This window comes from Sinomonas atrocyanea (assembly GCF_030811715.1).
In the GTDB taxonomy this organism is placed as follows: Bacteria; Actinomycetota; Actinomycetes; order Actinomycetales; family Micrococcaceae; genus Sinomonas; species Sinomonas atrocyanea_A.
Genome location: NZ_JAUSRH010000003.1, coordinates 78,942 through 92,436, shown reverse-complemented (window position 1 = coordinate 92,436; position 13,495 = coordinate 78,942). Strand labels below are relative to the sequence as shown.

The 13,495-nt window shown below is 73.9% G+C and carries 10 protein-coding genes; 3 read left to right on the top strand and 7 right to left on the bottom strand.

From position 1 onward, the window contains the following. Positions 1-137: 137 nt before the first annotated feature. Positions 138-2,129 (bottom strand): primary-amine oxidase, encoded by a 1,992-nt coding sequence (locus J2W21_RS05885; RefSeq protein WP_307113581.1) that lies wholly within the window; start codon positions 2,127-2,129, stop codon positions 138-140. Positions 2,130-2,269: 140 nt separating this feature from the next. On the opposite strand from J2W21_RS05885, the gene J2W21_RS05880 reads away from it, so the two are divergent. Further along, positions 2,270-2,863, top strand: a complete 594-nt coding sequence (locus J2W21_RS05880; protein WP_307113962.1) for a TetR/AcrR family transcriptional regulator — start codon at positions 2,270-2,272, stop codon at positions 2,861-2,863. 17 nt (positions 2,864-2,880) lie between these two features. Next, positions 2,881-3,846, top strand: a complete 966-nt coding sequence (locus J2W21_RS05875; protein WP_444965506.1) for a helix-turn-helix domain-containing protein — start codon at positions 2,881-2,883, stop codon at positions 3,844-3,846. Here the strand turns inward: J2W21_RS05875 and J2W21_RS05870 are convergent. From J2W21_RS05870 to J2W21_RS05860, 3 genes are all read right to left on the bottom strand, one after another. Next, positions 3,843-4,661 carry an alpha/beta fold hydrolase gene (locus J2W21_RS05870; RefSeq protein ID WP_307113579.1) on the bottom strand — a complete coding sequence of 273 codons (819 nt, stop codon included), beginning with the start codon at positions 4,659-4,661 and terminating at the stop codon, positions 3,843-3,845. The genes J2W21_RS05875 and J2W21_RS05870 overlap by 4 nt on opposite strands. A 53-nt stretch (positions 4,662-4,714) precedes the next feature. Further along, positions 4,715-5,134 carry a hypothetical protein gene (locus J2W21_RS05865; protein ID WP_307113578.1) on the bottom strand — a complete coding sequence of 140 codons (420 nt, stop codon included), beginning with the start codon at positions 5,132-5,134 and terminating at the stop codon, positions 4,715-4,717. Positions 5,135-5,256: 122 nt separating this feature from the next. Next, complete coding sequence (locus tag J2W21_RS05860; protein ID WP_307113577.1) at positions 5,257-6,621, bottom strand: MFS transporter; 1,365 nt, start codon at positions 6,619-6,621, stop codon at positions 5,257-5,259. 339 nt (positions 6,622-6,960) lie between these two features. On the opposite strand from J2W21_RS05860, the gene J2W21_RS05855 reads away from it, so the two are divergent. Beyond that, complete coding sequence (locus J2W21_RS05855) at positions 6,961-7,671, top strand: IclR family transcriptional regulator (RefSeq protein ID WP_307113576.1); 711 nt, start codon at positions 6,961-6,963, stop codon at positions 7,669-7,671. Positions 7,672-7,730: 59 nt separating this feature from the next. On the opposite strand, the gene J2W21_RS05850 is transcribed toward J2W21_RS05855, so the two are convergent. The 3 genes from J2W21_RS05850 to J2W21_RS05840 form a co-directional block, all read right to left on the bottom strand. Beyond that, on the bottom strand, positions 7,731-8,990 hold the full coding sequence (locus tag J2W21_RS05850; RefSeq protein WP_307113575.1) for an MFS transporter: 1,260 nt from the start codon (positions 8,988-8,990) through the stop codon (positions 7,731-7,733). 73 nt (positions 8,991-9,063) lie between these two features. After that, entirely contained in the window at positions 9,064-12,291 is a 3,228-nt protein-coding gene (locus tag J2W21_RS05845) for an AAA family ATPase (protein ID WP_307113574.1), read from the bottom strand. Beyond that, positions 12,288-13,451 (bottom strand): exonuclease SbcCD subunit D, encoded by a 1,164-nt coding sequence (locus J2W21_RS05840; RefSeq protein WP_307113573.1) that lies wholly within the window; start codon positions 13,449-13,451, stop codon positions 12,288-12,290. Before J2W21_RS05840 ends, J2W21_RS05845 begins: the two co-directional genes overlap by 4 nt. Positions 13,452-13,495: the final 44 nt, after the last annotated feature.

The following is a 13,495-nucleotide window of genomic DNA, read 5'->3' as shown; positions in this document are numbered from 1 at the left end:
GGCCGCCCCACCATCGTGCGATGGGCGCCCTCTGCGTGACTTGTCCCACAGTGAACGCCTCTTGTCTGCCTGAGCGCTACCTGCGCAGCACTTCGGGCAGCAGGGGGTTCCGGCAGCAGGGCTTCCGGCAGCACGGGCTACCGGTGGCAGTGGCCCCCGCCGGCCGCCGGGGCGGGGACGTCGAGGACGGGGCTGCGGTCGAAGAAGCCCTCGGGGCGGATCTTGAAGCCCACGTGGTCCACCGGCATGATGGGCCAGTCCTCGGGCCGCGGGAAGTGGGTCAGGCCGAACGTGTGCCACACGACGAGGTCCGTCCCGTCGAGGTCGCGGTCCTGGGCCTGGTAGGCGGGCAGCCCGGCGCCCCCGGGGTGCTGGTTGACGAAGTCGCCGGTCGGGTAGCGCTCAGCCTCGTCGTAGCGGGTCACCCAGAGCGCCTTCGTCGCGAAGGCGGCGCGGCCCGCGACCGACGACGCCGGGTCGGCCAGGAGCGTCGGCTGGCCCTGCGGGTGGATCTTGTAGGCCACGGGCTCGCCGAGGCGGTTGAGCGAGCCGGGGTTGGAGACGACCCACGAGCGGCCGGCCGCCATGTCGTTCTCCCGCGCCGCCTCGGATTCGCGGGCCAGGAGCGTGCGCCGGCGCGTGAACGCGTTGCCGCGCTCGTTCCCCGGGCCGAGGGGCACGCGGACGGCGTCCTCCTCCTCGACGCGGTTCGGGCCGCCGTCGAGCGCGAAGTCGAGGCGCGCGCTGAAGAGGTGCTGGTGGAACGGCGCGCCCAGGCCGGGGGCCATCTCGGACGAGTACGGGTAGTCCGCCGAGGGCTGGGCGGACGTGAACACGACCCCGGTGGCCTTGGCCTCGAACTCGATCGTGCCGTCGAGGTAGAGGTACCAGTAGAAGCCGTAGTCGTAGTTGCCGATCGTGGTGAAGAAGCTGATGACGAGCCGGCGGTTGCGGCGCACGTAGCTGACCCCGCTCCACAGGTCCGAGTGCTTGGCCAGGATCGAGGCGTCCTCCTCGTGCATGCAGATGCCGTTGGCGATGGTGCGCGGGTTGCCGAACGCATCGGCCACCACGGGGCTGAGGTAGGTGATCTCGCCGAGGCAGTCGCAGCCGAGCTCGAGGGAGTTCGCGAACTGGCCCACGAGGTACTCGCCGGTGTCGAAGTAGTTCTGCCACGACCGCACGGGGGACGGGTCCCCGTACGGGACCACCATCTCGGCGATCGAGGCGCGGTCGAGGATCCGGCGGCGGCGCGTCGGCTTCCGGTCGCCGGGGTCGCCCGCCGCGGCGTCGTCGAACGCGATGTTGTGCAGCACGAGGCCCTCGCGCACGTCGAAGCCGACGTCGAGGCTCCAGCGCTCCCATTCGACGTGGTTGCCGCCGGCGACCGAGAAGCTGGGGCCCTCGGGCTGGGTGATCTCGATCGGCTTCTGGCTGGTGCGGATCGGCCCGGTCAGCTCCGGGTCGGTGAAGTTTCCGTGCTCGGCCGGGACGGGGACGGCACCGAAGTCGAGGACCTGGTCGACGCTGCGGCTGACGACGTCGACGTAGGCCACGAGGCCGTCGACGGGGTGCGCCCAGGGGCTGTCGGAGCCGTGCTCCTGGACGAACGCCAGCCCGCGCAGGATCCTGCGGCCCTTCTCTTCCGGGTACTCGAAGACGCCCGCGGAGAGCGGGGCGACGCGGACCGTCGCCGGGTCGAGCCCGCGTGCGGCGAGGGCCTCGAGCCAGCGCGGGTCGGCGCCCAGGATCGCCTCGACCACCTCGAACTCCTCCTCGAGCACGGGCAGCTCGCCGGTCGCCGTGGTGTCGAGCTCGATGGCGGCGTCGACCTGGCCGCGGGTCACCGAGAGGGTGACGTCGAGCGGGCGGGCCCCGCCGACGTCGTGCAGGAAGGCCCGGAACCGGCGGTCGACGGCCGCACCCTCCCCGGCGCTGCCGCTCCCCCGCGGCGGGTCGACGAGGCCGAGATAGGCGATGCGCGTCGTCTCGCGCCACAGGCCCGCGCTCTCGAGGATGCCGCGGGCCGCCTCGATCTCCTCGGCGGTGGCCAGCGCGTACTGCCCGGCGGGGCCCTCCGCCGGGGACGCCGGCTCGTGGCACGTGTGCTCGCGGGATGTGGTGTCCATGCTCATCGGGTCCTCCAGGGGTCGGCGGGGGAATTTTTTTCTATGGACGTAGAGAATAACCGCCTGTAAGCTGAATCACAACGGTTGTAGAAAAAAGACCGCGGACGCCAAGGCCGCGGGGCGGAGACTGCGAGGTGGAGATGCCGAAGATCGTCGACCACGACCAGCGTCGGCTCGAACTCGTCGATGCGACGTGGCGGGTCATCGCCGAACGGGGCCTCGACGCCGCGACGATGCGCGAGATCGCCTCCGCGGCCGGGTTCGCCAACGGGGCGCTCAAGCCCTACTTCACCTCGAAGGACGGGCTGCTCGACTTCGCGTTCGGGCACGTCTTCGCCCGGACCAACCGCCGGATGGAGGCCGCGACAGCCGGCCTGTCCGGGCGCGCCGCCCTGCGGGCCTACTGCCACGAGATCCTCCCCCTCGACGACGACCGGCTCGCCGAGGCGCGGGTGGCGATCGCGTTCTGGAGCAAGGCGGTCAGGGACCGGGAGAAGGCGGCCCTCCATGAGCGCTCCATGGACCAGTGGCGCTCGGCCCTCGCGGACCTGCTGCGCGCGGCGGGCTTCTCCGGCGGCGCGGCCGAGCTCGAGCCCGCCGTCGGCGCCGTCATGGACCTCGTGCTCGGCGCCCAGATCACAGCGACCCTCTCCCCCACGCGGCACGGCGCCGACCAGCTCGTCGCCCAGCTCGACCTCCTGCTCGATGCGCTCCTGCACAGAGGGCAGGCGTGACGGCGGCGCCCACCCACCTGGAAGCCGCTGCCGGCCAGGCTGGGGGGCTCGAGGTCACGGTCGCCCGGGACTTCGACACGTGGCGGCGGGCCGTGTCCGCCTCGTTCGTCCCGCTGGCGGTCGAGGCGGACCGGCGCTCCTCCTTCACCGGCAGCATGCGCGGACGCCACCTCGCGGCCCAGCAGACGAGCATGATCGAGATCGCCGCGAGCAGCCACGCCGTCATGCGCACGCCCGAGCTCATCGCCGCGGCGGACCGGAAGTACTTCAAGCTCGGCATCCAGCTCGCCGGCACCGGGCTGCTCCTGCAGGACGGCCGGGAGGCCGTGCTCACCCCGGGCAGCCTCGCCATCTACTCGACGGACCGCCCGTACACGCTCGCGTTCGACGGCGACTTCCGCTCGCTCGTGCTCATGTTCCCGCACGCCGCGCTGGACCTGCCGGCCGACGCGATGGCGCAGGTCACCGCGTCCACCATCAGCGGCTCGGAGGGTCTCGGCGCCCTCGTCGCGCCCTTCCTCATCCGGCTCTCGGAGAACCTGGCCGCGGTGGCCGGACCCAACGGCTCGCGCCTTGTGGGCAACGCGCTGGACCTCGTCACAACCCTGTTCAACGGCGAGCTCGACGCCCGGTCGGCCGCCTCCCGCGACCCGCACCAGATGCTCCTCGCCCGGATCCACGACTACATCGAGGGGCACCTGCCCGACCCGGACCTCTCCCCCGGGTCCATCGCTGCCGCGCACTTCATCTCTACCCGGCACCTCCACGACCTCTTCCGGGAGCTCGGCACCACGGTGTCGGCGTCGATCCGCGAGCGCCGCCTCGAAAGGTGCCGCCGGGATCTGCGGGACCCGGTCCTCGCCGACCGGCCGGTGACCGCGATCGCCTCGCGCTGGGGACTGACGGACTCGGCCCACTTCTCCCGCATCTTCCGCGCCGCCTACGGGCTGCCGCCGACCGCCTACCGCGCGGGCGAGGGCTAGCCGGCAGCCGCTGAGGGGCGCCCTCCGGAGATGGAGGCGGCGCGCAGGAACGGCACCAGCACCTGCAGGACCGGCCCCGCCGGGGCGAGCGTGCCGGCGTGCGTGCGGCCCGGCAGCTCGATGAACCGGGCGTCCGGCATGATCGCGGCGGCACGCCGTGAGTCCTCGAGCCGCTGCGGATCCCGGGTGCCCGCCATGAGGAGGGCGGGCAGCGCGAGCTGGGCGAGGACGGCCTCCGGCAGCCCCGGGTCCTCCTCGGTTCCGGTGAAGCACGCGGCGAGCGCCTCGGCGTCGTTCGCGAGGAAGGCCTGGCGCGTGGCGGGGTCCACCGTCTTGCCGGCGGCCTCGATCCCGTCGACGAACGCCTCCATGCGGCCGGAGCGCAGGGCCTCGAGGTAGCCGGGGAAGAAGACCTTGGCCACCTCGCCGCGCTGGGGCCGGTACGTGCCGCCCAGGGCCGTCAGCGAGGCGGCGCGGCCGGGGGCGGTGGCGGCGAGGGAGAACGCGACCCGCGAGCCGAGCGAGTAGCCGACGAGGTGGGCGCGGCCGATCCCCTCGGCGTCGAGGACGGCGAGCACGTCGGAGGTGTGCAGGTCCATGCGGTACGCATCTGGGACGGCAGGCTTCCCGCTGCGGCCGTGGCCGCGCAGGTCGATCCGCACCAGGGTAAACCCCTCGAGCGCCTTGGTGTAGCCGAGTCCGCGCCAGATGGCCTTGGACAGGGCGGAGCCGTGGAGGAGGACGGTGGCGGGACCGTCCCCGGCGGTGTCGTAGGCGATCTCGGTGCCGTCGGCGGGGTTCGCGGTCGTGCTCACCGGCACACCCTACCGCCGCGGGGCCGCGGTGCGGCCCCGCTGTGGCGCACCCCTCAGCAAGGCACGACGGCGGGACGCGCCGCCCGCTGCCGCCGCACCCACGCGGCAGCGAGGAGGGCGGTGCCGAGCTCGACCGCGATGATGGCGAGCATGGTCGCCGCGTGGCCGTCCGCCGCTCCCGAGGACGGCTGGTGGGCGTGCGCGTGGCCGCCCCCGTGGCCGCCGGAGAGCACGAGGGCGCCGTGCACGAGCACCATGGCCAGGGACATCCCGATCACGGTGCGGGCCGCGCGCAGGCTCGGACGGCGCCAGAGGTGCCACGCGCACGGCAGGCAGGCCAGGGCCATTGCGGCCCCGAGGGCCGCCATCCACCCACCGCCGGGGACCATGGCGAGGTGGGCGGCCCCGCCCATGGCGGCTGCCGCGGCGGCCCAGCGGCCGGAGGTCCGCGCGGGGATCGTCCTCATGTCCATGTCCCGAGGATCCCAAGGAGGCGGCGGCGCCGGCTTCGGCCACAGCGCACTGTCCTTGACGGCCCGCGCACAGCGCGACGGCGGGCCCTCCCGCATGGGGAGGGCCCGCCGTCGTGCGTCACTCAGCGAGCGGCTTCGGGGTGCTCCTTGACGTACTCCTCGTGCGCCTCGGCGACATGGAGGTCGACGCCCTTGGTCTCCTTCACGAGCGAGACGCCCACGAGGGAGATCACGGCGGCGATGGCGATGTAGGCGCCGATCGTCCAGGACATCTTGAACTGGTTCATGAGCATCTCGGCAATCATCGGGGCGAACGCGCCGCCCAGGATCGCGCCGAGGGCGTAGCCGATCGAGACTCCCGAGTACCGGACCTTCGCCGGGAACATCTCGGCGTAGAGGGCCGACTGGGGCCCGTAGGAGAGGCCGAGCCCGAACGTCATGACGAAGAGGGCCACGAAGTACCAGACGATGTTCTTCGTGTCGATGAGGAACCACATCGGCACCGCCCAGAGCGCGAGGAAGGCGTAGCCGATCTGGAAGGTGCGGATGCGTCCGAGCCGGTCGGAGACGATGCCGCCCCACAGGGTGAAGATGAGCCAGCCGAAGGACGCGAGCGTGGTGGCCAGCAGCACGGTGGGCTGGTCCATCTTGAGGTTCTTCACCGCATACGTGGCGAAGTAGGCGATCAGCAGGTAGCCGGCGGCGTTGTTCGCGATGAAGATGACCGCCGTGAGCGCGACTTCCTTCCAGTTGTAGCGGAAGAGCTGCCCGAGCGGCGCCGAGGACTCCTTGCGGCGCTCCTGGAGCGCCAGGAAGACCGGGCTCTCCTCGACGGCGCGGCGGATCAGGTAGCCGACAGCGATGAGGACGATCGAGAACAGGAACGGCAGGCGCCACCCCCACTGGACGAACGCGGGGCCCATCACGGTGGTGAGGATCCACAGCGTGAACGTCGCGAGGATCATGCCGATCGGGACGCCGATCTGCGGGTAGGCGCCGAAGTAGCCGCGGCGGCCCTTGGGTGCGTGCTCGACCGACATGAGGGCGGCGCCGCCCCACTCGCCGCCGGCGGAGAAGCCCTGGAGCACGCGCAGGAGGATGAGCAGGAGCGGTGCGAGCGCGCCGACCTGGGCGTACGTGGGCAGGACGCCGATGAGCGAGGTGGACAGGCCCATCATGATGAGCGTGAACACGAGCATCTTCTTGCGGCCGAGCCGGTCGCCGAGGTGGCCGGCCACGATCGCGCCGAGAGGGCGGAAGAGGAACGAGATGCCGATCGTCGCGAAGGCGATCACCTGGGACAGGCCCGGGTTCTCCTTCGCGACGGGGGCCAGGAAGAGCGGACCGAGCACGACGCCGGCCGCCTGGGCGTAGATGAAGAAGTCGTACCACTCGATGGTGGTGCCGACGAGGGTGCCAGCCAGGACCCGACGCTCCTCGCGCGACATCGCGGAGGTGGGCTGGGAGGCGTTGACTGCCTGGGTCATTGGGACTCCGTGGTTCTAGGGTGCGAATGCCCCGTGCGGGGCGAACCATTGACGGGGGCGGCCCGCGGGCGCCCCGACCGCTCGATTTACCTACCGATTGGTCGGTCAATAAAAGGGAGGATACAGGAGATGTGAGATGGCGCACACGCATTTGCAGCGGACGGCGTGCCGTGATGCGACGAACGGTGCCCGCAGCGCGCCGAGCGGCACGTCGCGTTGCCCCGCGCGGCCGCCATGCCCGATACTGGGGAGGCATCGTTCGATAATGGAACATGTGGTGCTGATATCGGACAGCACCGTGCGCGGGACGCCGCGACCGAGCCAGCCCCAGAGGATCCCATGCCACGCACCGCCGAGACCGGCCCCCACTCCCAGACGCTCTCCCGGGGCATCCGGGCCCTCGAGGTCCTCGCCGAGGCGCGCACCCCGCTGACCATCGCCGAGCTCTCCGCGGCGCTCGACGTCCACCGTTCGATCGCCTACCGGATCGTGCGCACGCTCGAGGACCACGCGCTCGTGACCCGCGACGACTCGGGCCGGCTCCAGCCCGGAGCGGGCCTCGCGGTGCTGGCGCGCTCCGTCTCTCGGGACCTCCAGGCGGCCGCGCTGCCCGAGCTCGGCCGGCTCGCCGCCGAGCTGCACATGACTGCGTTCGTCGCGGTCTGGGACCGCTCCGACTGCATCACGCTCGCCACGGTCGAGCCCCAGCACAGCGGCGCGACCCTCGCCCAGCACCCGGGGACCCGGCACCCGCTGGACCGCGGCGGGCCGGGCATCGCCATCCAGTCCGCCCTCGGGCGCGAGGAGTGGCAGCAGAGGGTGCCCGACGTCCCCTACCGCGCCGAGTCGGACGAGTCCCGCGAGCGGGGCTACGCGCTCAGCCACGACGAGGTGATCCCCGGCCTGTCCTCCGTCGCCGTCCCCCTGATCCTGCCGCACCACCGGCCGGCAGCCCTGGCCGTGGTCTACCTCGGCACAGCCGTCGACCCGGCGCCCATCGGGGCGGCCCTCATCGCTGCGGCCGGCCGGATCGCCCGCGCCGTCGGCTAGGCACGCCATCCTGGGTGCCCTCGGAAGGCCTGGGCGGCAGCCGCTGGGACGCCCGTCGCTCAGGCGGCGACGCGGACGCGCCCGCGCGGCACGAGCAGGGCTGCCGAGCCGAGGAGCAGCAGGATGCCGGCCGAGGCAAGGGGCGCGGCGAACGCGGCGGACGCCCCGCCGGCCTCCGCCAGCGCCCCGGCGATGCCGGCGCCCAGGGCCACTCCCGCGACGAGGCCGCTCGCCAGCGCGGTCATGGCGGTGCCCATGCGCCCGGCGGGCGCCAGCCGTCCGCCGAGGCCGTAGACCGTGACCATGATCGGGCCGACGGGCACGCCGATCAGCAGCATCATGGCCGCCATCGCGCCGAGGGAGTGGGGCACGAGCATGAGGAAGGCGAGCGCCGTGAGCGCACCTGCGCAGGCCGTCCACCGTGCCGCGAGGGTGAACCTCGCAGACCAGGCGGCAACGGTGAGCGCCGCGACCGCGGAGGTCAGGCCCAGCGCCGCATAGAGCAGTCCGGCGGTCTCCGCGGCGCCGAGCTCGCCCGCGAAGGCGGTCAGGGCCGTCTGCGTGCTCCCGAAGAACCCGCCCATCGCGAGCATTCCGGCGACCGGGAGTGCGGCGAGCCCCCAGCCGCCGAAGCCCGGTGCTGCGGCAGGCGCCCTGACGGCGGCTGGGCGGACGGCCCCCGCCGACCGGTGCACCGCGGTCGCGGTGGGGTGCAGCGCGAAAGCCGTCACGAACACGGCGGTGAGGAGGACGGCCAGGGCGAGCGGGAGCCACGGCGCGACGGCTGCCCCGAGGGCACCGACGAGGGCGGGGCCGAGGACGAACGTCAGCTCGTCGGCTGTGCTCTCGTAGGAGAACGCCGCGTCACGCTCGAGCTCGCGCAGCGGGCGCCGCTCCGTGAGCGCCATCCACCGGGCCCGGGCGAGGGGGCCGACCTGCGGGAGCGTCAGTCCGGCCACGAGGGAGACAGCCAGGAGCGGCAGCGGCCCCGACGCGTGGAGGCCGCCGGGCGGGTAGGTCGCGACGACGACGGCAGTGGTTGCCACCGTGTTCAGGACGCCTGCGATGAGGACAGTCCGGCGCTGTCCGTACCGGTCGGCGAGCAGGCCGAGCGCGGGCGCGCCCGCGGCCGAGCCGACGCCGACTGCTCCGGCGGCAAGGCCGCCGAGCGCATACGAGCCGGAGGCGACCGAGACGAGGGCCAGGGTCCCGATCGTCAGCATCGCGAGCGGAAGCCTCGCGATGAGGGCGATGGGGATGAAGGCCGCTCCCGCGAGAGACGGGAGCGCGGAGTAGCGGGCAAGAAGGGAGACGCGCACGGCCACGGGACACCTCGACGACAGGCACGGCGTCCCTGCCACCCGCCGTGCAGGACCCGGTAGCGATCACATCCTACTGGGCCAGCTGGGGGACGAGCCCCACCGAGGCGATGCGGGATCCGTCGCGGCCCTTGCTCACACGGATCTGGGCCGGGATGCGCTGCTTGAGCTCTGAGACGTGGCTCACGAGGCCGACCACGCGGCCGCCGGCCCGCAGGCCCTCGATGGCGTCCATGACCTGCTCGAGGGCCTGCTCGTCGAGGCTGCCGAACCCCTCGTCGACGAACAGCGTCTCGATGTCGATGCCGCCGGCCTCCTGCTGGACGACGTCGGCCAGGCCCAGCGCGAGGGCGAGGGACGCCATGAACGTCTCCCCGCCGGAGAGCGTGGAGGGATCGCGCCGCTGGCCGGTCCACCCGTCGACGACGTCGAGCCCGAGGCCCGAGGCCGCCCCGCGGGCGGCGAGGGCATCAGTGTGCTCGAGACTGAAGCGGCCGTCGCTCATCGCGAGGAGCCGCTCGGTGGCTGCGATGGCGACCTGCTCGAGGCGGGCGGCGAGGACGTAGCTGTGCAGCGACATGCGCCGCTCGTTCTCCCCCTGGCCCCGCGCGGTCCTGGCCAGTTCGGCGAGGGTCCGGAAGCGGGCGCGCGTCTGCTCGAGCAGGGGTCTGGAGCCCTCGAACGCCGTGCGGAGGGTGGCCAGGCGCGTGCAGGCCGCGGCCGCCCGCTGGGCCGCGAACTCGGCGCCCCGCGCCCGGTGCTCGGCAGCGGCCTCCTCGGCCTGCAGCGCCTCAAGGCCGCTCTGGGTCGTCGCCGCGCCGGTCTGCTCCGCGGCGAGGGCCCGCTGGACGCCCGCCGAGGCGAACAGGCCGCTCAGCTGCTGTCCTTCGGCCCCGTGCGCCGCGGCCTCGGCCTCGAGGCGTGCCGCCGCGGCCGGACTCAGGAGCGCCGCCTGTGCGCTCGGCGCGTCGGCGAACGGGGAGGCCTCGAGGGCCTCTGCGAGGACGTGGGCGGCCGCAGAGCGGGCCTCCTCGGCCGCGCGGCAGGCGCCCAGCGAGCCCCCGAGGGCAGCGAGGGTGCGGGCCCGAGCTGCGACGTCCGCCTGCCGGGCGGCAACGCTGGGGAAGCCGCCGCGCCAGAGGAGGACCTCGGCCTGCCGGCGGTCCCGCTCCTCTCCCCGGCCCCGGAGCGCCTCCTCGGCACGGATCCTGTCGCTCGTGGCCTCCTCGCGGGCGGCAAGGGAGGCCTCACGGCGACGGGAAAGGGTGCGGGCGCGCTCCAGGACGGAGGTGAGGCGGGCCTCGGCCCGGCGGGCGTGGCTGAGCGCGGCGAGCTTCTCCTCGCGCACGCGGACGGCCTTGTCCGGATCGGTCGCTCCCCCGCGGGCCTCCACGGCAGCCAGCCGCGCGCGCGCCGCGGCCACGGCCTCGTGGGCGTCGCGCTCCCGCGCCGCAGCCTCCTCGGATGACCGGGCGGCCGCGCGTTCGGCGTCGACGAGGAGCAGCGGGTCCTCAGTCCCCCGGGCGGGCGCGGGATGCTCCGCCGAGCCGCACACCGGGCACGGCGATCCCTCGTCGAGGTGCGTGGCGAGCTCGGCGGCAGCCTGGCCCAGCCGGAGTTCGCGCAGGCCCAGCCATGACTCCTTCGCGTCGAGGGCCCGGGCCCGGCGCTCCTCGTGCTCGGACGCGGCATCGGCGAGCGTCCGCAGTGCGCGGGCGTGGTCTTCGACGGCCTTCACGATGTCCTCGGCCGCGTCGGCCTCGATCGTGGCGGCGCCGAGGGCGGCGGCCTCGGCCCCGAGCCGCGAACGCTCTGCCTCGAGTTCGTCGAGTTCGCGGCCGAGCCGCTCGGCCTCCGCGCCCGAGGTGTCGGCGGCGGCGCGGTGCGCCTCGAGGGCCGTCGCGGCGTCCGCGAGCTGGCGCTCGAGGTCCGCGAGTTCGCGCTCGGCCGCGATGCGCTCGGCGAGGACTGCCGCCTCCGCTTCCTCGGCGGAGGCCGCTCCCCTCACGTCTTCGGCGTCGGGCAGCCCGGTGCCCGGCTCTGTCCGCGATGGGGTCCACCCGGTCGCAGCGGCGGCTTCCGCGGCGGCCGAGGCGTCGGCGCGCGCCCGTGCCGCCGCCTGCGCAGTGCGTTCTGCCTCGGCGAGCGGCTGGCCGAGGACGGCCGCCGCGCGGTGCGAGGCGAGGGCCTCGAGCCGGGCAGCCTGGCCCTCCGCCGCCGACTCCCAGGCGGCCCGTCGCTCGCGGGCTGCCGCCAGTTCCCGGGCGTCCTCGAAGGCACGGGCGGCCGCGGTCACCGTGCGGCGGCTGTCCCCGAGTGCTGCCCTCGCCGCCTCGCAGTCTTCGAGCGCACGGTCCCTGAGCTCGTCGAGCGCCGCGCCGGCCCACGCGAACAGGGCCCCGGCCCCTTCGGGGTCCAGCGGCTGGTCGGGGTCCCAGACCCGGTCCGTCCGCTGGTCCCGGCCTGGCTCGCGCCCTGCCACGGAGTCCTCGTGCCCGTGCTGGTGCCCGTCGGCCTGCTGTCCGTCCACGGCGGCGGCACCGGCGCGGCGATCTGCTGCCCGGTCCGCGGCGTCGGCGCCGCGCTCGGCGATCAGGCGGCCCAGGTTCTCCGGCAGTTCCTCGATGAGGGCAGCGAGTTCCGCCTCGAGGCTGGCGACAGGCTGGGCCGCAGCGCGTTCAGCGGCCTCTGCCTCGGCCCGGGCCGTCTGGGCGAGGGAGGCGAGCTGGGCCTCGACGTCGGAGAAGCGGCGGGTGCCGAAGAGCTTCTCGAGGAGCTCGGTGCGTTCGGAGGCCCTGGCCCTCAGGAAGGAGGCGAACTCGCCCTGGGGCAGGAGCACGACCCGGGTGAACTGCTCGCGGGCCATGCCGAGCACGCTGCCCAGGAGCGCGCCCGCTTCGTCGTTGCGCGAGGTGAGGGGGCGCCACGCCCCGTCCACGAGCTCGCGGACATGGGTCGCGGCCTTCTGCTGGACCCAGCCGGCCGCGGATCGCGCGCTCGGACGCGTCCACTCCGGGGTCCGGCGGACCTCGAAGCGGCGCTCCTGGGCCGTGAACTCGAGCATGACCGCCGGTTCCGCTTCGGCTGCGGCATGGTGGCTCTTGAGCGAGCGTGTTCCCTGTCTGGCTCCGGGGAGGCTGCCGTAGAGGGCAAAGCAGACGGCGTCGAGGATGCTGGTCTTCCCTGCGCCGGTGGGCCCGTTGAGGAGGAAGAGCCCGTGCTCGGCGAGGGAGTCGAAGTCGATGGCCTCGTGGCCGGCGAACGGGCCGAAGGCGCTGATCTCGAGCCGGTGCAGCCTCACGCGCCCACCTCCGCGAGGCGCACCGACTCGAGAGCCAGTCCCAGGGCCTCCCGTTCGGCGGCGTCGGCGTCGCGGCCGCGGACGTGCTCGAGGAATCCGCAGCACAGGTCCAGGTCGCTGCGGGCGGCGGCGAGCCGCTCGCTGTAGGTCGCGGAGGCCGTCTCCTCCCGCCCTGCGGGGTCGAACGCGAGCGCAACGGTGAGGGGGAAGCGGCCGCGCAGCCGCTCCATGGCGGCCCGCGGGCGGTCCGGGTCTGTGAGGGTGACATGGCAGTACGCCGACTCGGCACCGCTGTGGGACGGGTCGGACAGAAGGTCCTCGAGCGGTCCCCGCAGGACCGCGAGCCGGTGGCGGCTCGGCCAGTCGACGGGTTCAACCGACGCGATGCCGCCCGGCCCGACGTCGAGCATCCAGGCCCCCTTCGCCTGCCGCCACTCGGAGAACGAGTAGGCGAGCGGAGATCCCGAGTACCGGATCGACGGAGCCAGCTCCTGCCGCCCGTGCAGATGGCCCAGGGCCGCGTAGTCGAAGCCCTCGAAGAGCGCCAGCGGCACCACGTCGAGGCCGCCTACCGACAGCGCCCGCTCGCTCTCGCTCGACACCCCGCCGCCGGCGAACGTGTGGGCCATGACGATCGAATGCACGGTGCCGGCGGCCTGCCGGGCCTCCAGGTCCGTCCTGGCCCTCGCGAGCGCCGCCGCGGTCACGGAGGCGTGGCCCGGCGCGGATGCCCCGAGCGCCTCACCGACGAGGCGGGGCTCGAGGTACGGGAGCCCGTAGACGGCCAGCTGGGCGTCCTCGCCGAGCGGGAGCAGGACCGGATCGCCGATCTGGTCCACGCGGGTGCGCAGGTGCACGCCGCCGCGCTCGAGGAGCCTCGAGCCGAAGCCCAGCCGCACCGCCGAGTCGTGGTTCCCGCTCGTGATGATGACCTGCGCGCCCGCGGCGGTGAGCCGCACGAGCGTCTCGTCGAGGAGCTCGACGACGTCGACCGCGGGCAGCGCCCGGTCGTAGACGTCCCCGGCGACGAGGACCGCGGCGACCTCCTCGGCTTCCACGTGGGCCACGAGGGCATCGAGCCACTCGCGCTGCGCGTCGAGCATCCCGACGCCGTGGAAGGACCGGCCCAGGTGCCAGTCCGAGGTGTGGAGGATCTTCATGGTCGTCAACGCTAGACGGTGGCACCGACAATTCTCGCGATGCC